Source organism: Streptomyces sp. NPDC016851 (assembly GCF_055562795.1).
Genome location: NZ_JBVHEP010000019.1, coordinates 152,053 through 171,538, shown reverse-complemented (window position 1 = coordinate 171,538; position 19,486 = coordinate 152,053). Strand labels below are relative to the sequence as shown.

Sequence of the window (19,486 nt, the reverse complement as noted above, 5' to 3'; positions counted from 1 at the left end):
GGCCGCCCGGTTCAAGGGGCGAGTCCCGCTCAAGACAGGAGCCCGGAAAATGCAGCACCGCATCGTCGTCCTCGGAGCCGGCTACACCGGAGCCATCGCCGCCGGCCGCCTCGCCAGGCGGCTGCACCGTGAAGACGTCGCCATCACCCTCGTCAACGCCGAACCCGACTTCGTCGAGCGGGTCCGGATGCACCAGGTCGCGGTCGGCCAGGACCTCGGTCCCCGGCCCCTCGGCGAGATGTTCGCGGGCACCGGCGTCGAACTGAGGCTCGCGAAGGTCACCGGCGTCGACGTCGACCGCAAGGCCGTGACCGTCGTCGGCGTGAACGGCCCCGGCGAGCCGGAGACCGAGGAACCGGAGGCCGAGGAACTGGAGACCGAGGAGCTGGAGTACGACACCCTCGTGTACGCCCTCGGCAGCGGCTGGAACGACCAGGGCGTCCCCGGCGCCGCCGAGCACGCCCACCACATCGCCGGCCGGTCCGGCGCACTGCGGCTGCGCGAGCGCCTGGCCCGCCTGGACGCCGGAGAGTCCGTGGTCGTGGTCGGCGGCGGACTCACCGGCCTGGAGGCCGCGACCGAGATCGCCGAGGCGCGCCCGGACCTCGACGTCGCGCTCGCCGCCCGTGGCGAACTCGGCGACTGGCTCTCGTCCAAGGGCCGCCGGCACCTGCGGAAGGTCTTCGGCAAGCTGGGCATCACCGTCCACGAGCACGCCCTGGTCACCGGCGTCGAGGCCGACCGGGTCACCACGGCCGGCGGCGAGACGATCCCGGCCGCGGTCACCGTGTGGACCACCGGCTTCGCCGTCCACCCGATCGCGAAGGCCACCACCCTGGACGTCACCGACACCGGCCGGATCGTGGTCGACGGGACCATGCGCTCGGTCTCGCACCCGGACGTGTACGCCGTCGGCGACGCTGCCCTGGCCATGGGTCCGGGCGACAAGCCGCTGCGGATGTCGTGCGCCTCCGGCACACCCATGGCGTGGCAGGCCGCCGACGCCATCGCGGCCCGCCTGACCGGCGGGAAGCTCCCGAACGCGCCGCTGCGCTACTTCAACCAGTGCGTCTCGCTGGGCCGCCGGGAAGGCCTGATCCAGTACGTCACCGCCGACGACCGCGCCGTCCGGGCGGCCCTGACGGGCCGGCTCGCCGCCGTCTACAAGGAACTGGTCTGCAAGGGCGCGGCCTGGGGCGTCGCCCACCCCACGCTCGGCCTGCCGACCCGCCGGCGTCGCGTCGTACGGCAGCCGGCCCGGGCCGACTCGCCGCTCGGCACGGCGGCCTGACGCACAGGACGGCCTGACGCGCACGGCGACCTGACGCCCGGGCGAAGGCCCGACGGGCGTCAGGTCATGGCGAACTTGGCCACGTACTCGTCGAAGGGCTCGATGCCGACTTCGACGCGGCGTTCGTCCATGCGCTCGGGCTCTTCGCAGGGCCACGGGACCGGCGCTCCGTCCTTGACACCGGCGATCTGGGTGCCGTAGATCTGTTCGCGGCCCTCGTTGACCAGGGTGCGGTCGCGCAGAAAGGCCAGCTCGCGCGGGCCGGCCGAACCGGCCGACACCGCCTGCTCCATGAGCCGCAGGGCGCGTCGCTGGACGTCGAGCTGCCGGTCGGCGTGCTGGGCGATCAGCCAGGCGGCGCGGGCGGCTTCCTCGCCGACCAGGTCCGCCGTCGGCCAGCCGTACTCGTCCATGATCTCGCTGAGCCGGTCACCGTGCCGTGCGGTCAGCCGGCGCCACGCCAGCTGTTCGGCGGGGTCATCGCTGTTGGCGTGGACCGAGGCCCGGTGGTCGGCTGCGGCCATGGCGGTGAGCTCCTCGGCCAGTGCGGCAACGTCGTACGCCACTCTCAACTCCCTCTTCGGGTCGGGGTGTTGTGCTCGTTCGCCACAACCCTATGGGCACATAAAGGGCGTAAAGATCATTCTGGAGAACGGTGACAGGCGCCTTCTCGGCGCGCGACAATGGTTCTCTCCCCCGGTGCCGTCATCGGCACAATGGCGAGGTGAACCTCGACCATGTCTTCGTATGCGGGAACCCGGCACTCGACTTCGCCGCCACCCTCCAGGCACGCCGTTCGGTGCGCTTCGAGATGTTGGCGACGCCGGACAGGCTGGACGCCTGGTACGTGGAATCGGGCATCGTCGACGCGGTCTCCCCCGGCCGGGAGGCCGACGTCGAGCAGGCCAGGACCGTACGGGAAGCGATCTACCGGTTGGTCACCGCCCGTAGGCTCGGCGAGGCGTACGACGGGACGGCGCTGACCCTTGTGAACGACGCGGCACGCAAGCCGCCCGCGGTGCCGCAGCTCACCCCGGCGGGCCGATGGACACAGGCGACACCGGACGAAGCCCTCTCCATGGTGGCGCGCCACGCCGTCGAGCTCCTGAGCGGGCCGGACGTGCCCCTGCTCAAGGAGTGCGGCAACCCGGAGTGCACCCGTGTCTACCTCGACCGCTCGCGGGGCATGCGACGGCAGTGGTGCGGGATGGACTCCTGCGGCAACAGGGTCAAGGCGGCCGCGTACCGCGCCCGTAAGAGGACGGCCCCCGCGGCGGCCACGGACTGACGAGGCGGGCGGAAGGGTCGGGCTGAAGGGGCGGTTTCCTCAGTCCCGCATCCCGAACAGGAAACGCGTCACCCGCGTCCTGCGCACCACCAGCTCGTACACCGCGAGCGTCAGGGCGAGGGAGACCGTCACCAGCACCACGTACTCGACCGCGATCGGCGCCGGCCATCCCACCACGAAGTAGGCGACGGCGACGACGATCGGCTGGTGGAGGACGTACAGCGGAAGGACGGCGACGGCGAGGTACCCGTACACGCGCTGACGCGTCGTCGGAGACGGCGGAGCAGGCACAACAGTCGGAGCAGTCGGAGTCAGGGGCTCCTGTGGTGGCTGCCGGCGGGGGCGGTCGAGGAGGCCCGGGATGGCGACGACCAGGCACCAGCCGGCCGCCCCGAACAGGGCCCGGGAGACGACGGCGAGAGGGGTCGTCTCCGTGAAGGGGTCCTCGGCCGTGGTGAAGCCCGGGGCCGCCGCCGCGAACAGGAGGGCGCCGAGACAGGCCGCGGGGCGCGCGTCACGGCGCATGACGGTGCGGAAGCGGGGGGCGGTGGCGAGGGTGAAGCCGGCGGCGAAGAAGAGGAGGTACGACCAGCGGTGCCAGCCCGCATAGTCCTCCTCCATGCCGGCGAAGGCGCAGATCGCGGCGAACGCGAGAGCCGGAAGCAGGACGACGCCCCGTCGCCGCAGGGTCACAGCCGCCACGCGGTCGGCGAGCCGGCGGAAGGGCCCGTGCGACAGGAAGCGGTGGAGGGGCGCCAGAAGGGCACTTCGTCGAACTCCACGTGCACGTCGAAGAAGCGGGGCAGGAAGCCGGCGTACGACTCGTCGTGGTCGGGGTCGGACGAGCGCAGCCGCAGCCACTGCGGAAGCGGGTTCACAGCGAGTGCCGGGCGCCCAGGCCGGAGATCAGGAACAGCAGCGGCATCGCCCAGACGACCCCGAACCCGGCGACGACCGTGATGGCTTCGGTGGTCTCGGCGTTCCTGACGTAGAAGTCGCCCTCGGTCGCGAACACCAGCGCGTCCTCCCCCGACTCGCGTGCGTGTCCCCCGTGTTGGGCGGGTGGGCCTCCAGGGCCATACCCGCGGAGAGGACTTGGTGCGATGCTGCGCGAGGGCATCCGGCCCGGCTGCTCACTCTGCGGTCAACCGTTCGGCGGCGTCCCAGAGTTCGCCTTCGCGCCGTGGGTCGTAGGACTCCTCGGACGAGCGGTCCACGCGGTCGCGGTCGACGTAGGAGCCGGTCGGCGCCCCGGTCGTGCCCAGGACGACGTCTGCGAGGTAGCGGCCCGCGGCGTCGCGGCCGGTGGCGAACGGGGTGAGGGTCGCCAGCGGCAGGATGCGCCGCATGGCGAAGCGGGAGACGGGATCGGCGTGGCGGGCGAGCCCGGTGCCGGGGACGAAGCCCGGGTTGTAGGTGACGGCGTCGATCCCGGCGGGCAGACGGCGGGCGTACTCGTGCACGAGGTAGATGGCGGCCAGTTTGCTCGTCGAGTACGCGGTGCGTCCGGCGGCCGTCGTGTCCGCCCTGGGGAAGGCGCCCACGCGGGCGAGGACGTCCGGGGATTTCCACGACGGGCCGGGCACCATGCCCAGGTTGTGCCTGAAGTCGCCGAAGTGCGTGTCACTGGCGGTGATCACGATCCGGGCGGGAGCCACGAAGTGCTCCTGGAGCAGGCGGACGAACAGGTGGTTGGCGAGCACGTTGACGGTGAAGGTGGACTCGAATCCGTCCGGTCCCTCGGTGAGCGCGTTCGTGTACTGGATGCCCGCGTTGCCCACGAAGCCGCGCAGCGGCGGAAGGTCACCACGACCGAGCCGGCCGCGGATCTCGGTGGCGGCCGCGCGGACGCTGCCCAGCGAGCCGAGGTCCGCCGAGACGTGCGAGACCGCGTGCCCGCCCGTGGCGAGTTCGGCGGCGAGCTGTGGACCGGAGGCCCCGCGGGTGACGACGAGGAGGTGCGCATCCGGCGACCTGCGCAGAATGTGCCCTGCGGCGACCCGGCCGATCCCGCGGCTCGCGCCCGTCATCACGATGGTGTGCTTCACAGGAGACTCCTTGAGTGGTCGGCTGTCGGCGCCCCGCCCGGGGCACGTCGCTCCACGCTCGCCGCGTGTGCCGCCGCCGGCCAGTGCCGTCCCCGTCACTAGGACTGGCAGTACCCAGGCTGTCGCCGGCGCCGCGCGGCGAGAATGACCCCCATGGCTTCCTCTCGCTCCGGCTTCGCCGAACTCCTGCGCGCCTGGCGCGACCGCCTCTCCCCGGCCGACGCCGGCTTCACCGCGACGGACGGCCGCCGTGCCCCCGGACTGCGCCGCGAGGAACTGGCGCAGCTGGCCGGGTTGTCCGTCGACTACGTCCTGCGCCTGGAACAGTCACGCGCGCGGAACCCTTCGGCCCAGGTCGTCGGCGCGCTGGCCCGGGCCCTTCAGCTCTCCCGTGCCGAGCGCGACCAGCTGTACCGCAGCGCCGGGCTGCTGCCGCCGCGGGACGGGACGGTCGGCACCCATGTGCCCGCAGGCATCCAACGGCTCGCCGCGCGCCTCGGCGACGTTCCGATCGGCGTGTTCACCGCCGACTGGACCCTGGTGTGGTGGAACAGCATGTGGAGCGCCCTGCACGGGGACCCCGCCCTCCTCCCGGCCGCCGAACGCAATCTCGCCCGTGCCCTCTTCGGCGACGGCGCCGCACACGCCTCGATGCTCCCCGTCCGGTCCGAGCGTGGACCGGACGCCCTCGCGGCGTCGATCGTCGCCGACCTCAAGGACGCCGTCTCCCGCTATCCCGCGGACGCCCAGCTCGATCGTCTCGTGCGGGAACTGCGGGAGACGTCCGACGCCTTCGCCCATCACTGGGTCACGCGGACGGCCGCCGCCCAGCACACGAGCGACCGCAAGACCGTCCGGCACCCCGTGATCGGCGACATCCTGCTCGACTGCGACGTCCTCGTCGTCCCCGGCGCGGACCTGCGCATGGTCACCTACACGGCGGCGGCCGGAAGCGGCGACGCCGGGAAACTGGACCTTCTTCGCGTCACACACGTCGTGAAACCAGGCTGACGGACGAGGTTCGCGAGCCTTCGGCGAGAAGCCGGTGCCGGCAGTCGGCCGGCGGGTCAGTTCGTGGGGGCCGGGCCGGGTGGGAGATGGACCGTCATGATCAGGTGGCAGGCCTCGGTGCCCGAGCCGCGGTAGGTGTGCGGGGTGTCGCCGTCGAACGTGGCGGTCTGGCCCGCCTCGACGGTGTGCTCCGTGCCGTCGACGACCAGGGTCATCCGGCCGGAGGTGACGCTGACGGTCTCCACGACGCCGCCCTGGTGGGGGTGGCTGGGGTACTCCTCGCCCGGTTCGAGCCGCCAGCGCCAGATCTCGACCGGCGTCGGTCCCGACGTCGTCAGCATCAGCCGGGCCTCGCTGCCCCGCTCTCCGGTCCACAGGGGCGCCACGGCCTCGGCGGACACGACCCGGACGCGGCCTTCGGGCGATCCCTGCATCAGGGCGGAGACCGAGATGCCGAGGGTGTCGGCCAGCCGGACCAGGGTGGCCAGGTTGGGGTTGCCCTGGGCTTTCTCCAGGCCCACCAGGGCGCCCTTGCTGACCTGGGCGCGCCGGCTGAGTTCCTCCAGGGTGAGGCCCGCGCGGATGCGGGCCGCCCGGACGTTGTGCGCGACCGTCCGCAGGGCTGCGGCTGTCTCGGCCACCTGATCACCATCCTTGCCGGCTGGAACATTCGACTGCACCGGACGGTCGTTTGGTTGACACCGGGCGGTCGTTCTGTTGTACGGTCTGGTCGTTCCACTGAATGGTAAGGGATGTGCCGTGATCGCTCTGCTGCTGGCCCTGGGCAGCTCGCTCGCCTACGGATGCGCCGATTTCCTCGGCGGCCTCGGCGCCCGCAGGGCTCATGTGCTGCGCACCGTGATGATCGCGGCCCCGGCGAGCCTCGCGGTCGAGCTGGTGCTGTGGCCGGTGCTCGGAGCGTCGTTCAGCGCCGGCGCCCTCGGCTGGGGTGCCGCGTCCGGGGTCGCCTCCGCCGCCGCGTTCGCCCTGCTCTACCGCACGCTCGCGATCGGTCCGATGAACGTGCTGTCGCCGGTGACCGCCCTGGTGTCCGCCGCGCTGCCCGTCGGCGTGGGCCTGGTGCAGGGCGAGCAGCTGGCCGCCGCGGGCCTGGTGGGTCTGCCGCTCGCGCTGGTGGCGGTCGTGCTGGTCAGCGCCGGGCACAGCGCGGGCTCGGCGCGTCCCTCCCGTACGGCGCTGCTGCTTGCCTTCGGCGCGGGTGCCGCCATCGCCCTCCAGCTGGTCTGTCTGCACCAGGCGCCGTCCGACAGCGGGATCGCCCCGCTGATCGTCGGCCGGGCGGTCTCCTCGGCCGTCACCCTGGCCGCGGCGGGGCTGATGTTCCGCAGACTGGGCACCGAGCGGCCCGCGTACGCGCTGTCGGCCGCCGCGGGTGTGCTGGACTCCGTGGCGAACCTGCTGTTCCTGCTGGCCGCCCGCAGCGGGGACCTCGCCGTCGTCGCCGTGATCACCGCCCTCTACCCGGCCGGTACGGTGCTGCTCGCCCGCGGTGTGCTCGCCGAACGCATCCACCGCGGCCAGCTCGTCGGCCTGGGCACCGCGGCCGTCGCGGTCAGCCTCCTCGCCTTGACCTGACCGACCCCGACCCCGACCCCGAGCAACCGTGACCTGAGCGGCCCCTGAGCAGCCCCGACCCTGAGCAACCCGCCCCCTGAGCCCCGAGTCGAGAAACGGAAACCCGCCGTGCCCACCTTCCACCTCACCCCCGCCGTGGCGGAGGCCTTCCCCGACACCCTCATCGCCCTGGTCACCGCCACCGGCCTGCGCGGCCGTGAACCCTGGCCGCACACCGGCACCGCCCTGGAGGAACTGGAGCAGCAGCTCGCCGACGGCACCTGGCTGCCCGCCGACGAGACCGACCCGCGCATCGAGGCCTGGCACACCGCCTACCGCTCCTTCGGCACCAACCCGCGCCGCATCCGCCCCAGCGTCGACGCACTCGGCCGCCGCCTCGCCAAGAAGGGGACACTGCCGCGTATCAATCCGGCGGTCGACTCCTACAACGCCGTCTCCGTCCGGCACGGTCTGCCCGCCGGCGCCTTCGACATCTCCCGGGTCGCCGGGGACGTCGCGATCCGCTACGCGGACGGCACCGAGTCCTTCACCCCGCTCGGCGAGCCCGACACCGTCGAGCACCCCAAGCCGGGCGAGATCATCTACGCGGACGCCACCGGCGTCCTGACGCGTCACTGGAACCATCGCGACGCCCACCGCACCCGCGTCACCGAGGACTCCACCCACGTCGCCTTCGTCCTCGAGACCCTTGAGGCCACGCGTGACGGCGGGCTCCTCAAGGCCGCGGCGGAGGAGTTGCAGGGACTGCTCGCCCCGCATGCCGACCGGACCGCCGTGCACCACCTCAGCCCGGCCGGCCCCCGGGCCACCGTCTGAGCCTCCGCCCGGGCCCCTGTCCACGTCTGCGCGAAAAGGCTCGCGAAAGGCTGCCGATGTACCTCCCCAAGCACTTCGTCCCCGACGAGGACGCGGTCCGTGAACTGCTGGCCCACCAGGGCGCGTCCGACCTGATCACCATGACCTCCGAGGGCCTCGTGGCCACCGCGCTGCCGTTCGAGTACGACCCGGAGGCCGGGGAACACGGTGCTCTCATCGGCCACATGGCGCGCGGCAACGACCAGTGGCGCCGACCGGTGCACGGCGAGGCCATGGTGATCGTCCGCGGGCCCGAGGCGTACGTGACGCCGTCGTGGTATCCGGCCAAGCAGGAGCACCACCGGGTGGTGCCGACCTGGAACTACGTAACGGCCCATGTGTACGGGCAGTTGGTGGTGCACGACGACCCCGCCTGGATCGAGGGCCAGATACGCCGCCTGACCGACCGGCACGAGGCCGGGAACGCCGAACCCTGGTCCGTCGACCAGGCACCCGCGCAGTTCGTCGAGCGGCAACTGCGCGCCATCGTCGGCGTCGAGGTGGTCATCAGCCGGGTCGAGGCCAAGTTCAAGCTCAGCCAGAACCAGCCGCAGGGCAACATCGAGGGCGTCGTCGCGGGCCTCGAAGCGCGCGGCCGGGCCGACGACTGCGCCGTCGCGGCAGCCGTACGCGCCCACGCCCCGCACGCCGCCGCACGGGCCGGTCGCCGGGAGCACTGAGACGACCCTTCACCTGCACGGCTCTCAGTCGGCGTCCGTGCCCGAGAGTCTCCTGGTGACGAGGCCGAGCGCGTGGGCGAGTTGTTCCCGGTGATCGTCCAGCACCTCGGGGGTGATGCCCCGGCCGGCCGTCTCCCGGGCGAACTCGTCGGCCGCGACCTTGAGCACGGCGTTCATGGCGGCGGCCTGCACGCGCACCTCGAACGCCTCGGGCGGCATGCCCATCCGGGCGGCGAGCACTTCGGTGAACGTCTCCTCCGCGCGCTCCCGGAGCACGAGGTAGGCGGCCCGCAGCGCGGGTTCGTCGTGGGTCATCCGGATCACGGCGAGCACCGCCTCGACGTCCTCACCGGACGACGAGCCGAGGACGGGCTGATAGGCCGCGCGCAGGTGCTCGATCAGGCCGGCTCCGGGCGGCCAGGCGTGCAGGACCGTCCGGAAGGCGTCGAGCATCTTCGTGAGCAGCGGCTCGACGCAGCTCTCCTTGGTGGGGAAGTAGCGCCACAGCGTGCGCTCGGAGACTCCGGCGGCCCGAGCGATCTGCTCGCCGGAGGTGGCGGCCACACCCTGCGCGGCGAACAGCCTCACCGCGTGGCGGGAGATGCCGAGGCGTTGCCGCCCGCGCTGCTCCTCGCTCACCGGTGGCCGGCCCCGGCGGGATGTGCGGCCGCTGTCGGCCATGACGTCCTCCATCAGGCGATCTAAACACGCGCGCGACAGGGGCGACGACTGACCGAAACTTTAATGACAGTTACTGCCAATAAACTGCTACGGTCGGGTCGGCTCGAAGATCGCATGCGGAGATCACAGGAGGAGCGCCATGAGCGTGACCGCCGAGCGACAGCAACTCCCCTTCCCCAGGCCGAACGTTCTCGACCTCGCACCTGTGTACGACGTACTGCGCCGCGAGGCGCCGGTCACGCCGGTCACCACACCGGCCGGTGACCCCGCCTGGCTGGTCACCCGCTTCGAGGAGGTGCGCGACCTGCTCGGCGACAAGCGACTCGGCCGCTCCCACCCCGAACCGGACCGGGCGTCCCGGCTGACGTCCGCCGCCGTCCTGGACGGCCCCACGGGCAACTACGCCACCGAGGAGGCCGACCACACGCGGATGCGCCGGCTGCTGACCCCGGCGTTCTCGGCCAAGCGGATGCGGATGCTCTCCGACCACGTCCAGCACCTGGTCGACACCTGCGTCGAACAGCTGATCACCGAACACGCCGCCGCCCCGGACCGGGTCGTCGACCTCCACGCCGGGCTGGCCTTCCCGCTGCCGGTCGCGGTCATCTGCCGGCTGCTCGGGGTGCCCGAGACCGACCGTGAGCTCTTCGCGTCGCTGTCGGAGCGCATGTCCGACTACTCCATCGGCGACGAAGCCCACCGGGCACGGGACGAGTTCAACGCGTACATGACCGCGCTGGCCGAGACCAAGCGCGCACAGCCGGGCGAGGACGTGATCTCCGACCTCGTCCGCGCCCAGAGCACCGACGCGGACTACGACTACGCCGACATGATCCAGCTCTGCGTCGGGCTGCTGTTCGCCGGCCACGAGACCACGGTCAACCGCATCGGCCTGGGCACGCTCTTCCTGCTCACGCGTCCCGGCCAGTGGCAGGCGCTGACCGCCGACCCCGACGGCCGGGTCAACGCCACCGTCGAGGAGATCATGCGCCTGGGCGCGCCCGGCGACCTCGGGCTGCTGCGGTACGCGCACACCGATGTCGACGTCGCCGGTGTCACCATCCGGCGCGGCGACGCCGTGATCCTGTCGGTCAACTCCGCCAACCGCGACGCCTCCGTCTACACGGACGCCGAGGCATTCGACCCCGGCCGCTCCGAGCGCACCCACCTCGGTTTCGGCCACGGCGTGCACTTCTGCATCGGGGCGAGCCTGGCCCGGGTGGAGCTGCGCATCGTCTTCGCCACGCTGGCCCGGCGTCTGCCCGGGCTGCGGCTGGCCAAGGAGCTGGACGAGCTGGAGGTGCGCACCACCCTCACCGGTGGCGTCACGGAGCTGCCCGTGACGTGGTGAATCCCCGGGGTGATCCGGTGTCAGTGCGACTCACGGGACACCTCGGAGCCGCTGGAGCCGACGAGGAAGTCGAGGTCGGCTCCGGTGTCGGCCTGCAGGACGTGGTCGACGTAGAGGCGTTCCCAGCCGCGCCGGGGAGCGGCGAAGCCGGTGACGGTGGCCTGGTCGGGGGCCCTGCGGGCGAGTTCGGTCTCCGGCACGTCGACGTCGATGCGGCGGGCCTCGACGTCGAGGGTGATGAAGTCCCCGGTCCGTACGAGGGCGAGAGGGCCGCCGGCCGCTGCCTCGGGGGCCACGTGCAGGACGACCGTGCCGTACGCGGTGCCGCTCATCCGGCCGTCGCAGACCCGGACCATGTCGCGGACACCCTGTTCCAGCAGCTTCTTGGGCAACGGCATGTTGGCCACCTCGGGCATGCCGGGATAGCCCTTGGGGCCGCAGCCGCGCAGTACCAGGACGGAGTCGGCGTCGACGTCGAGCTCCGGGTCGTCGATACGGGCGCGGAAGTCCTCGATGCTGTCGAAGACGACGGCCCGGCCCCGGTGCCGGAGCAGGTGCGGGGAGGCGGCGGCCGGTTTGACGAGCGCGCCGTCGGGGGCGAGGTTGCCGCGCAGGACGGCGATGCCGCCCTCGGCGACCAGCGGCCGCTCGCGGGTGCGGATGACCTCCCCTTCCCAGATCCCGGCGTCGTCGAGGCAGGCGACGAGCGGCCTGCCGGTGACGGTCAGCGCGTCGGGGTCGAGCAGGTCGCGTACCTCGCGCAGCACGGCGAGCAGGCCGCCGGCACGGTGGAAGTCCTCCATGAGGAAGCGGCCGGCCGGCTGGAGGTCCACCAGGACCGGCACGCGGGAGCCGATGCGGTCGAAGTCGTCGAGCGACAGGTCGATGCCCAACCGGCCCGCGATGGCCAGGAGATGGACGACGGCGTTGGTCGAGCCGCCGATGGCGGCCAGCGCGACGATCGCGTTGCGGAAGGACGCCTCGGTCAGGAACGTCGCGGGCCGCCGGCCGGCGCCCACCATGTCCACCGCCAGCCGGCCGGTGTGGTGCGCGGCCTCCAGCAGCCGGCTGTCGGGGGCGGGGATGCCGGCCGTGCCGGGGAGGACCGTGCCGAGCGCCTCCGCCACCAGCGCCATCGACGAGGCCGTGCCCATCGTGTTGCAGTGGCCGCGGCTGCGGATCATCGCCGACTCGGAGCGGGTGAACTCCTCCTGGGTGAGCGTGCCCGCGCGGACCTCCTCCGACAGCTGCCACACGCCGGTACCGCAGCCCAGCAGACCGCCGCGGAAGGTGCCGTTGAGCATGGGACCGCCGGGGACCACCACCGCGGGCAGGTCCACCGAGGCCGCGGCCATGAGCAGCGAGGGGATCGTCTTGTCGCAGCCGCCGAGCAGGACCACGCCGTCGACGGGGTTGGCCCGCAGCATCTCCTCCGTGGCCATCGCCGCCATGTTCCGCCACAGCATGGCGGTGGGCCGCACCTGGGTCTCGCCGAGGGACACCACGGGCAGGTCCAGCGGGATGCCGCCCGCCTCGTACACGCCGTTGCGCACCGAGGCCGCGACCTCGTTCAGGTGCGCGTTGCACGGAGTCAGGTCCGAGGCCGTGTTGGCGATGGCGATCTGCGGGCGTCCGGTGAACGCGTCGCCGGGCACGCCGCGCCGCATCCAGGCCCGGTGGATGTAGGCGTTGCGGTCCTGTCCCTCGTACCACTGCGCGCTGCGGAGTCTCTCCATGGAGCCCTTCCAATGGACGGTACAGCGGTCTGGATTCCGGAACGTCATGAAGCATAGGCAGACGGTCGACCGCGAGGGTCCGCCGTCGCGTCACCCGCCGGCGGCTGACGCCCTGGGGGCAGGTGTGCGCAGGGCCAGCAGGGCGACGTCGTCCTCGTTGTCGGCGGGGCGGACGCGGCGCAGCAGGTGGTCGGTGAAGGAGGACAGGGGGCGGTGGGCGAGGGCGGCGGCGTGCCGGCGCAGCCGGTTCAGGCCCTCGTCGAGGCTGTGCCCGGGTGCCTCGATCAGACCGTCGGTGTACAGCACGAGGGTGGATCCGGGCTCGAGCAGGGTCGTGGCGTCGGGGCGCGTGGCGCCGACGCCGGCGCCGGCGCCCAGGACGATGCCGTGACCGTCGGTGAGGTAGTGCGCCAGGCCGTCGCGGCTGATCAGCAGGGGCGGCGGGTGGCCGGCGTTGGTCCAGGACAGCTGCCACCGGCCGTCGCCGGCCGCCTCGATCCGGGCGAAGATCATCGTGGCCATGTCGACGTCGGTGATGTGCTGGAGCGCTTCGTCGAGCCGTGTGACGATCCGGCTGGGCGGTTCGTGCTGGGACCAGGCGTAGGCGCGGAGCATGTTGCGCACCTGTGCCATGCCGGCCGCCGCGTCCAGGTCGTGCCCGACGACGTCCCCGACGGCCAGGGCCGTGGATCCGTCGGACATGGGGAAGGCGTCGTACCAGTCGCCGCCGACCTGTGAGGCGTCGGGCGCGGGCAGGTAGCGGACGGTCATCTGCAGGCCCGGGACCCCCGGCATCTGGGGCAGCAGATGGTTCTGCATGGTCTCGGCGACCTTGCGCTGGCGCTGGTACAGGCGGGCGTTGTCCAGGGCGAGGCCGGCCCGGCGTGCGATGTCCTCGACCAGCGGGAGGTCGGCGGAGGTGAAGGCGACCGGGTCCTCGGCACGGCCGAGGGTCAGGGCCCCGAGGACCGAGCGGGTGCTGCGGATGGGCGCGATGGCCGCCGAGTGCATCCCCGTGGCGTCGAACAGCCGGCGTTGCTCGACCGCGATGCCGGAATCCGGTTCACGCTGGTAGGTGCCGGGCCCGGCCACCGTGGAGGCCACGCCGCGCAGGGCTCTGGACAGGGGCATCGGGGACGCCTCCGGAACGGGCGGCATGGGGCCCTGAAGGTCGTCCCGGCGCACCAGGGTGCCGCCTTCGGCGTGGACGACGGCGGTCCGCCAGACTTCGTCGTGCTCGGTGATCAGATCGATGATCACCCAGTCCGCCAGCCGGGGCACGACCAGGGTCACCAGGCGTTCCAGCGCCTCGTCGACGTCGAGCGTGGAGGTCAGTCGCGTGGTGGCGTCGGCCAGCAGGGCCAGTCGTTCCAGCTCCCGCAAGGGACCGGCCGTCGGTTCCGGCCGGGGGCCGGTTTCCGGGGTGTGTCCGACGGTGTGGAAGAGCACGAGCGTGCCGGCTGTGTCGTCGCCGGTGTCGTACGGGGTGAGCAGCCAGGCGATGGGCAGCACGGAGCCGTCTCCGCGGGCGAAGTAGTCCTCCTCGGCCTGGGCGGTCCGTCCGGCGTGGAAGGCCCGCCGCATGGCGCACCGGGTCCTGGGCAGCGGCTGCCCGTGGGCGTCCCGGTGCAGCAGGTCGTGCGCGTCGTGCCCGAGCAGGTCCTCGGCGGTGCGGGCGAGCAGGTCCCTGGCGCGGGTGTTGACCGCGAGGATGCGGCCCTCCTCGTCCACGACGTAGGCCCCGGTTCCGATGGCCTCGAGTCCTCGCGTCACCGAGGCGTCGAGTACGGCCACGGGCCGCTGCGCCACGGTCTCCGTACGGTCCGGCCCTGCCATGTCGTCGCCTCCTTGTTGCTCGGCCGCCCCTGCGGGTTGTCGGCTCGTCCCCCGAGGGATGCCCTCCGGCGTTCCCCGTGTGCCCCGTGGCGGCGAAACCAGCCCCCGCGTGGTTCTGCCGCTCGGAGACAGACCGGTAACGCCTGGGGGTTGCCCTGGTATGCGTGGTCCGGACCCGGGTAAACGGAGGGCGACAGAGCCGCCCCGCTGGGGCGAACACAACGAAAGAGCCTCCGTATGGTCCTCCCGCTTGGGAAGCAGGCGGCAGATCGGCCGGGCGCGGACGAGCACGCCACGCTGCGCTTCGGCGCGGTCTGGGCGGACGGCGCGGCAAGCGCCGTCGACGCGCGTCTGGCCCTGCGCGCCTTCCTCGCCCACGGCCCGCACACCGCCCTCGCCCCGGTTCCGGCCTCTTTGGCCATGGATGCCGAACTCGTCGTCAGCGAACTGGTCACCAACGCCATCCGGCATGCTCCCGGGCCCTGCGAGCTGATCCTGCGGCTGTTCCGGGGAAGGCTGGCCATCACCGTGCGGGACACCTCGGCGGAGCAGCCCGCGGTGCAGCACGGGGACCGGTTCCGCGTGGGCGGCCATGGGCTGCGGCTGGTGCACACGGTCAGCGACCGGGTCGCCGTGGCGCAACGCGCGAGGGGGAAGCAGATCACGGCCTACCTGCGGCTGGCCCCGAACGACCAGGTGAGCTCCGGCGCCGGGCAGGCCGTGCTGACCGCCGGCTGAGCCGCGTCCCCGTACGCGGCCGACCGTTTCCTCGCTCGGCCGGCAGGCCGTTTCCGCGCTCGGCTGGGGGCCGTTTCCGGGCTCGGCCAGCCGGCCCGTTTCGGTACTCGGCCGGGGCGCGTTCCGTGCTCGGTCGGGGGCCGTTTCCGGGCTCGGCCGGGCGCGCGTTCCGTACTCGGCCGACGGGCCGTTCCCGTGCTCGACCGGCGGGCCGTTCCCGTGCTCGACCGGCGGGCCGTTCCCGTGCTCGACCGGCGGGCCGTTCCCGTGCTCGGCCGGTGCGTCGCGGAATCAGCTCTGCCGGGCGTGCACGGGGCTGTTGGCGACGTCCTCCGGGCACTTCCCGTGCTGCTGCCGCGTCCGCCGGTCGCGCTTGAAGTCGGATGTCGCGAGGGCCAGGGCGGCCAGCATGCCGAGGAGGGCGGCGCCCAGTGCGGTGGCGAGGGCGCCGCGGTAGTCGTCGCCGCTGCCGAGCACCACGTAGAAGAGACCGGGCAGGGCGGCGGTGCCCACCGCGGCGCCGAGCCGCTGCCCGGTCTGGAGGGCGCCGCCCGCCGCGCCCGCCATCCGCACGGGCACGTCGCGCAGCGTCATGGTGATGTTCGGTGAGATCACGCAGCCGCTGCCCACGCCGCCGAGGAACAGCACCGGGGCGGCGACCCAGGGCGCGACGTCGAGGGGTGCGAAGCGCAGCAGCAGCGCGGTGCCGCCCAGGCCCGCGATCACGGCCGTGAGGCCGCCCACGGTGAGCATGCGGCCGAGCCTGTCCACCAGCCGGCCGGCGACCGCGGCCCCGCAGGCCGAGCCGAGGGCGAAGGGCGTCACGGCGAGGCCGGACCGGAGCGGCGAGAAGCCCAGGCCGTCCTGGTAGAAGAGCGCGAAGACCAGCCAGACACCGCTGAAGCCGATGAAGTAGAGCGTGCCGACGCCGGCGCCGACGGCGTAGCCGCGCACGGTGGTGAACAGGCGTGGATCGAGCAGCGGCTGGACGTCCCGCTCGACGAGGCGACGCTGCCACCGGGTGAAGCAGAAGAGGATCGCGGCACCCGCGGGGAACATCCACCACAGCCGGCCGAGTCCCCCGGAGCCCGCCTGGACCAGCGGATACATCAGTGCGAGGACGCCGAGACCGAGGAGCAGGACGCCGGGCAGGTCCACGTGCTGCCGGCCGGACCGCCGGGTGCGGGGCAGCAGTCGGCGGCCGAGGAGGACGGCGAGGATCCCGATGGGCACGTTGACGTAGAAGATCCACCGCCAGCCCTGGTCGCCGGAGGCCAGGGCGAGGATCAGGCCGCCGGCGAGCGGACCGACGGCGGAGGAGATGCCGACGGTGGCGCCGAAGAGGCCGAAGGCACGGCCGCGTTCGGCGCCGCGGAACATCTGCTGGATGAGCGCGGAGTTCTGGGGCGCCATGAAACCGGCCGCCAGGCCCTGGGCGAGGCGGGCCACCACCAGCAGCGTGATGCTGGGGGCCGCCCCGCAGGCCATGCTGAAGAGCACGAAGCCGCTCAGGGCCAGCAGGAAGATGCGGCGCCGGTCCAGCGCGTCTCCGAGACGGCCGGCGGTGACGAGCGCCAGGGCGAAGGTGAGGGCGTATCCGGACACGACCCACTGCACCTGCGCGGGCGAGGCGTCCAGGCCGCGCTGGACGGAGGGCAGGGCGACCGCCACGATCGAGACGTCCAGCAGGCTCATGAAGCCGGCCACCAGGGTGACCCACAGGGCCCGCCACCGGCGCGGATCCGGCTCGTGTCCGGCCTCCTGCGCGCCCTGGTTCCGGTCGCCCGCCGCTGACGCTGTCACATGGGGCTCCTCTCGCCGGGTGGGCACCGGCGAACCAAGTTCCCCGTCGGGGGCACAGACACACCACCGCAGGTCAGCGACACGGGTCTCACCGAAGGCACCCGACCGTTACCCGGAGTGATCATCCGGGTGCCGCGCGAAGGGGGTCGTTTGAGCGCGCGAGATCTGTGCAGGCGTTGTGGTTGGGATCGACGACCGGCGAAAGGAACGACGTGATGGCGGCGCCCGACAACGACGAGTCGGTGGACCACGCAGCCGTGAGACGACACCGGGTGCTGTTCCGGGCGATCGAGAAGCGACGCCACCCGAAGCTGCGCCGCAGCGACATCACCGTGACCGACGAGGCGGCGGTCAAGCGCGCCACGAAGGCCGCCGCCCTCGGCAACGCGATGGAGTGGTACGACTTCGGCATCTACAGCTATCTGGCGTCCACCATCGGGAAGGTGTTCTTCCCGTCCGGGAACGACACGGCGCAGCTGCTCAGCTCCTTCGCGACGTTCGCGGTGGCCTTCCTCGTGCGTCCGCTCGGCGGCATGGTGTTCGGGCCGCTCGGCGACAAGGTCGGCCGCAAGCGCATCCTCTCCCTCACCATGATCATGATGGCGGTGGGGACCTTCGCCATCGGCCTCGTCCCCTCGCACGCCGTCATCGGCCTGTGGGCCCCGGCCCTGCTGATCTTCTTCCGGCTGGTGCAGGGCTTCTCGACCGGCGGGGAGTACGGGGGCGCCTCGACGTTCATCGCGGAGTACGCGCCCGACAAGCGGCGCGGCTTCTTCGGCAGCTTCCTGGAGCTGGGCACCCTCGCCGGCTACGTCGGGGCCTCCGGCCTCGTCGTCGTCCTCCAGATGCTCCTCAGCGCCGACCAGATGCTGGCGTGGGGCTGGCGCATCCCCTTCCTGGTCGCGGCCCCGCTCGGCTTCATCGGCCTGTATCTGCGGCTGAAGCTGGACGAGACGCCCGCCTTCCAGAAACTGGAGGGCGGCCAGGTCAAGGCGAGCGAGGCCGCCGACTCCGTGGAGACCTCGGCCGCCGCCGACCTCGGCAAGATCTTCACCCGGTACTGGCGGCCGCTGCTGCTGTGCCTCGCGCTGGTCGCGGCGTACAACATCACCGACTACATGCTGCTGTCGTACATGCCGACGTACCTGTCCGACGAGCTGGGCTACGAGACCAACCACGGGCTGCTGATCCTGCTGCTCGTGATGGTGCTTCAGATGTGTGTCATCAACCAGGTCGGACGGCTGTCGGACCGCTTCGGGCGCAGGCCGCTGCTGATGGCGGGGATGCTCGGGTTCCTCTTCCTGTCCGTGCCGTCCTTCCTGCTCATCCGGCAGGGCAGTGTCGTCCTGATCGCCTTGGGCCTGCTGATGCTGGGGCTCTCCCTGGTGACGATGCTCGGCACGATGTCGGCCGCGCTCCCGGCGATCTTTCCCACCCACGTCCGGTACGGCTCGCTCTCGGTCGCCTACAACCTGGCCACGTCGATCTTCGGCGGTACGACTCCCCTGGTGATCACCGCGCTGATCAGCACCTTCGACTCGACCCTCATGCCCGCCTACTACTCCACGGGGGCCGCGGTCATCGGCGTCATCGCCGTGCTGTGCATGAAGGAGACCGCCAACCAGCCCCTGGCCGGCTCCCCGCCCTCGGTGGAGACGCAGGCGGAGGCCGCGAGGATCGTCGAGGAACAGGCCCCTCGGCCCAGGTTCTGACGTTCCGTCGGACGGCTGCGGTCGTCCGCGTCGCAGGCCCGGGGCGGCGGCGGTCGTACCGGCCGCCGCCGCCCCGGGCGCGCTTCCCCTGTGCCGATGCTCTCGGGACTAGGCCCTGCGGCCCGTCGTGGAGGCGAAGCCCAGCCAGGTGTGCCGGTTGTTCCACCAGCACCAGCCGACCTTCGGGGCGTTGCGGCGCTCGCGGCCGTCGCGTCCGGTGCCGTTGCTGATCCAGATCGCCGGGGTGCGGGCGTCCAGGCTGCCGTCGGGCTTGCGCAGCCGGGAGCCGATGGTCATGAAGCAGCGGTTGCGCTCCAGGGCGTCCGGCTGCTGGAGCACCCAGTGGATGCCCTCGGTGAGCAGCAGCGGGGTGCGGTCCTCCTTGGTGAGGGCGGGCAGTGCCTCGTCCGGGCTCCAGTTGGCCATGTGGTCACCGCGGTCCAGGCCGGTGACGACGTAGAGCGGGGTGTCGGGCAGTTCGACGGCGCAGGGCGTGAAGGCGTCGACGTCGGGCATGTCGACGACGACGAAGCCCGGTTTGCCGTCGCGGCGCAGCAGCGGCGCGAGAGCGGAGGCGGGGGCTCTGTCCGGATGCACGGCCAGCAGGGCGCCCTCGCCGACGGTCTCGGAGGCGGTCTCCGCCTCGGTCTCGGCGGCGAACGTACGGATCTCGTCGGCGGACAGCCCGGCGGTCTCGTGCACCCCCAGCTCGATCAGCCGCTCGGCCTGCGCGCTCAGGGGCGGGAGTGCGGGGAGGACGGTGGACGGGTCGGGCGTGGTGTCGGGCACGATGCTCCCAGGGTCGGTGACGTGGGCGAACTCCTGTGCAACGCGCCGGTTCCCGGAGGCGTTCCCTCCCC

The 19,486-nt window shown here is 72.4% G+C and carries 20 protein-coding genes; 9 read left to right on the top strand and 11 right to left on the bottom strand.

What is annotated here, in order from left to right; all coding sequences use genetic code 11:
* The first annotated feature begins 49 nt into the window (after positions 1–49).
* Positions 50–1,291: an NAD(P)/FAD-dependent oxidoreductase gene (locus ACZ3I3_RS27980; protein ID WP_467369570.1), complete on the top strand. Its 1,242-nt coding sequence runs from the start codon at positions 50–52 to the stop codon at positions 1,289–1,291.
* 59 nt (positions 1,292–1,350) lie between these two features.
* Here the strand turns inward: ACZ3I3_RS27980 and ACZ3I3_RS27975 are convergent, their stop codons facing one another.
* On the bottom strand, positions 1,351–1,857 hold the full coding sequence (locus ACZ3I3_RS27975) for a DUF6624 domain-containing protein (RefSeq protein WP_467369568.1): 507 nt from the start codon (positions 1,855–1,857) through the stop codon (positions 1,351–1,353).
* Positions 1,858–2,015: 158 nt separating this feature from the next.
* Between ACZ3I3_RS27975 and ACZ3I3_RS27970 the strand changes: the two genes are divergently transcribed.
* Positions 2,016–2,579, top strand: a complete 564-nt coding sequence (locus ACZ3I3_RS27970; RefSeq protein WP_467369566.1) for a CGNR zinc finger domain-containing protein — start codon at positions 2,016–2,018, stop codon at positions 2,577–2,579.
* Positions 2,580–2,618: 39 nt separating this feature from the next.
* Here ACZ3I3_RS27970 and ACZ3I3_RS27965 read toward each other — a convergent pair whose 3' ends face one another.
* The 4 genes from ACZ3I3_RS27965 to ACZ3I3_RS27950 all read right to left on the bottom strand — a co-directional run bounded on the left by ACZ3I3_RS27965 (position 2,619) and on the right by ACZ3I3_RS27950 (position 4,627).
* A complete protein-coding gene (locus tag ACZ3I3_RS27965) occupies positions 2,619–3,281 on the bottom strand; it encodes an acyltransferase family protein (protein ID WP_467369564.1) in 663 nt (220 codons plus the stop codon).
* Positions 3,269–3,457, bottom strand: a complete 189-nt coding sequence (locus tag ACZ3I3_RS27960) for a hypothetical protein (protein WP_467369562.1) — start codon at positions 3,455–3,457, stop codon at positions 3,269–3,271. Before ACZ3I3_RS27960 ends, ACZ3I3_RS27965 begins: the two co-directional genes overlap by 13 nt.
* A complete protein-coding gene (locus tag ACZ3I3_RS27955) occupies positions 3,454–3,594 on the bottom strand; it encodes a hypothetical protein (RefSeq protein ID WP_467369560.1) in 141 nt (46 codons plus the stop codon). Before ACZ3I3_RS27955 ends, ACZ3I3_RS27960 begins: the two co-directional genes overlap by 4 nt.
* Positions 3,595–3,712: 118 nt before the next feature.
* A complete protein-coding gene (locus ACZ3I3_RS27950; RefSeq protein ID WP_467369558.1) occupies positions 3,713–4,627 on the bottom strand; it encodes an SDR family NAD(P)-dependent oxidoreductase in 915 nt (304 codons plus the stop codon).
* Between the two features lie 153 nt (positions 4,628–4,780).
* Between ACZ3I3_RS27950 and ACZ3I3_RS27945 the strand changes: the two genes are divergently transcribed.
* The gene (locus ACZ3I3_RS27945; protein ID WP_467369556.1) at positions 4,781–5,638 is read left to right on the top strand and encodes a helix-turn-helix transcriptional regulator; all 858 of its coding nucleotides are present in this window, start codon (positions 4,781–4,783) and stop codon (positions 5,636–5,638) included.
* A 56-nt stretch (positions 5,639–5,694) separates the two neighbouring features.
* Here the strand turns inward: ACZ3I3_RS27945 and ACZ3I3_RS27940 are convergent, their stop codons facing one another.
* Complete coding sequence (locus tag ACZ3I3_RS27940; RefSeq protein WP_467369554.1) at positions 5,695–6,279, bottom strand: helix-turn-helix domain-containing protein; 585 nt, start codon at positions 6,277–6,279, stop codon at positions 5,695–5,697.
* A gap of 118 nt (positions 6,280–6,397) precedes the next feature.
* Here ACZ3I3_RS27940 and ACZ3I3_RS27935 point away from each other — a divergent pair, with 118 nt between their 5' ends.
* The 3 genes from ACZ3I3_RS27935 (at position 6,398) to ACZ3I3_RS27925 (ending at position 8,769) form a co-directional block, all read left to right on the top strand.
* Positions 6,398–7,234 carry an EamA family transporter gene (locus ACZ3I3_RS27935; protein WP_467369552.1) on the top strand — a complete coding sequence of 279 codons (837 nt, stop codon included), beginning with the start codon at positions 6,398–6,400 and terminating at the stop codon, positions 7,232–7,234.
* 108 nt (positions 7,235–7,342) lie between these two features.
* A complete protein-coding gene (locus ACZ3I3_RS27930) occupies positions 7,343–8,050 on the top strand; it encodes a B3/B4 domain-containing protein (RefSeq protein ID WP_467369550.1) in 708 nt (235 codons plus the stop codon).
* Between the two features lie 56 nt (positions 8,051–8,106).
* On the top strand, positions 8,107–8,769 hold the full coding sequence (locus ACZ3I3_RS27925) for an FMN-binding negative transcriptional regulator (protein ID WP_467369548.1): 663 nt from the start codon (positions 8,107–8,109) through the stop codon (positions 8,767–8,769).
* Between the two features lie 24 nt (positions 8,770–8,793).
* Here the strand turns inward: ACZ3I3_RS27925 and ACZ3I3_RS27920 are convergent, their stop codons facing one another.
* Positions 8,794–9,450: a TetR/AcrR family transcriptional regulator gene (locus tag ACZ3I3_RS27920; protein ID WP_467369546.1), complete on the bottom strand. Its 657-nt coding sequence runs from the start codon at positions 9,448–9,450 to the stop codon at positions 8,794–8,796.
* Between the two features lie 139 nt (positions 9,451–9,589).
* Between ACZ3I3_RS27920 and ACZ3I3_RS27915 the strand changes: the two genes are divergently transcribed.
* Entirely contained in the window at positions 9,590–10,801 is a 1,212-nt protein-coding gene (locus ACZ3I3_RS27915; protein ID WP_467369545.1) for a cytochrome P450, read from the top strand.
* 20 nt (positions 10,802–10,821) lie between these two features.
* On the opposite strand, the gene ACZ3I3_RS27910 is transcribed toward ACZ3I3_RS27915, so the two are convergent.
* Both ACZ3I3_RS27910 and ACZ3I3_RS27905 read right to left on the bottom strand, forming a co-directional pair.
* On the bottom strand, positions 10,822–12,537 hold the full coding sequence (locus ACZ3I3_RS27910) for an IlvD/Edd family dehydratase (RefSeq protein WP_467369543.1): 1,716 nt from the start codon (positions 12,535–12,537) through the stop codon (positions 10,822–10,824).
* 90 nt (positions 12,538–12,627) lie between these two features.
* Positions 12,628–14,373 carry a PP2C family protein-serine/threonine phosphatase gene (locus ACZ3I3_RS27905; protein WP_467369541.1) on the bottom strand — a complete coding sequence of 582 codons (1,746 nt, stop codon included), beginning with the start codon at positions 14,371–14,373 and terminating at the stop codon, positions 12,628–12,630.
* Positions 14,374–14,610: 237 nt separating this feature from the next.
* Between ACZ3I3_RS27905 and ACZ3I3_RS27900 the strand changes: the two genes are divergently transcribed.
* Positions 14,611–15,111: an ATP-binding protein gene (locus ACZ3I3_RS27900; protein ID WP_467369539.1), complete on the top strand. Its 501-nt coding sequence runs from the start codon at positions 14,611–14,613 to the stop codon at positions 15,109–15,111.
* A 291-nt stretch (positions 15,112–15,402) separates the two neighbouring features.
* Here ACZ3I3_RS27900 and ACZ3I3_RS27895 read toward each other — a convergent pair whose 3' ends face one another.
* Positions 15,403–16,914, bottom strand: a complete 1,512-nt coding sequence (locus tag ACZ3I3_RS27895; RefSeq protein WP_467369537.1) for an MFS transporter — start codon at positions 16,912–16,914, stop codon at positions 15,403–15,405.
* Between the two features lie 215 nt (positions 16,915–17,129).
* Here ACZ3I3_RS27895 and proP point away from each other — a divergent pair, with 215 nt between their 5' ends.
* On the top strand, positions 17,130–18,626 hold the full coding sequence (proP, locus tag ACZ3I3_RS27890) for a glycine betaine/L-proline transporter ProP (RefSeq protein ID WP_467369536.1): 1,497 nt from the start codon (positions 17,130–17,132) through the stop codon (positions 18,624–18,626).
* A 108-nt stretch (positions 18,627–18,734) separates the two neighbouring features.
* Here the strand turns inward: proP and ACZ3I3_RS27885 are convergent, their stop codons facing one another.
* Entirely contained in the window at positions 18,735–19,415 is a 681-nt protein-coding gene (locus ACZ3I3_RS27885; RefSeq protein WP_467369534.1) for a DUF5701 family protein, read from the bottom strand.
* Positions 19,416–19,486 lie beyond the last annotated feature (71 nt).

Bases quoted from the DNA above. Each gene is read 5' to 3' on its own strand.
- ACZ3I3_RS27905 (WP_467369541.1), bottom strand. From the start codon at position 14,373: ATGGCAGGGCCGGACCGTACGGAGACCGTGGCGCAGCGGCCCGTGGCC.
- ACZ3I3_RS27920 (WP_467369546.1), bottom strand. From the start codon at position 9,450: ATGGCCGACAGCGGCCGCACATCCCGCCGGGGCCGGCCACCGGTGAGC.
- proP (WP_467369536.1), top strand. From the start codon at position 17,130: ATGGCGGCGCCCGACAACGACGAGTCGGTGGACCACGCAGCCGTGAGA.
- ACZ3I3_RS27980 (WP_467369570.1), top strand. From the start codon at position 50: ATGCAGCACCGCATCGTCGTCCTCGGAGCCGGCTACACCGGAGCCATC.
- ACZ3I3_RS27915 (WP_467369545.1), top strand. From the start codon at position 9,590: ATGAGCGTGACCGCCGAGCGACAGCAACTCCCCTTCCCCAGGCCGAAC.
- ACZ3I3_RS27910 (WP_467369543.1), bottom strand. From the start codon at position 12,537: ATGGAGAGACTCCGCAGCGCGCAGTGGTACGAGGGACAGGACCGCAAC.
- ACZ3I3_RS27925 (WP_467369548.1), top strand. From the start codon at position 8,107: ATGTACCTCCCCAAGCACTTCGTCCCCGACGAGGACGCGGTCCGTGAA.
- ACZ3I3_RS27900 (WP_467369539.1), top strand. From the start codon at position 14,611: ATGGTCCTCCCGCTTGGGAAGCAGGCGGCAGATCGGCCGGGCGCGGAC.
- ACZ3I3_RS27945 (WP_467369556.1), top strand. From the start codon at position 4,781: ATGGCTTCCTCTCGCTCCGGCTTCGCCGAACTCCTGCGCGCCTGGCGC.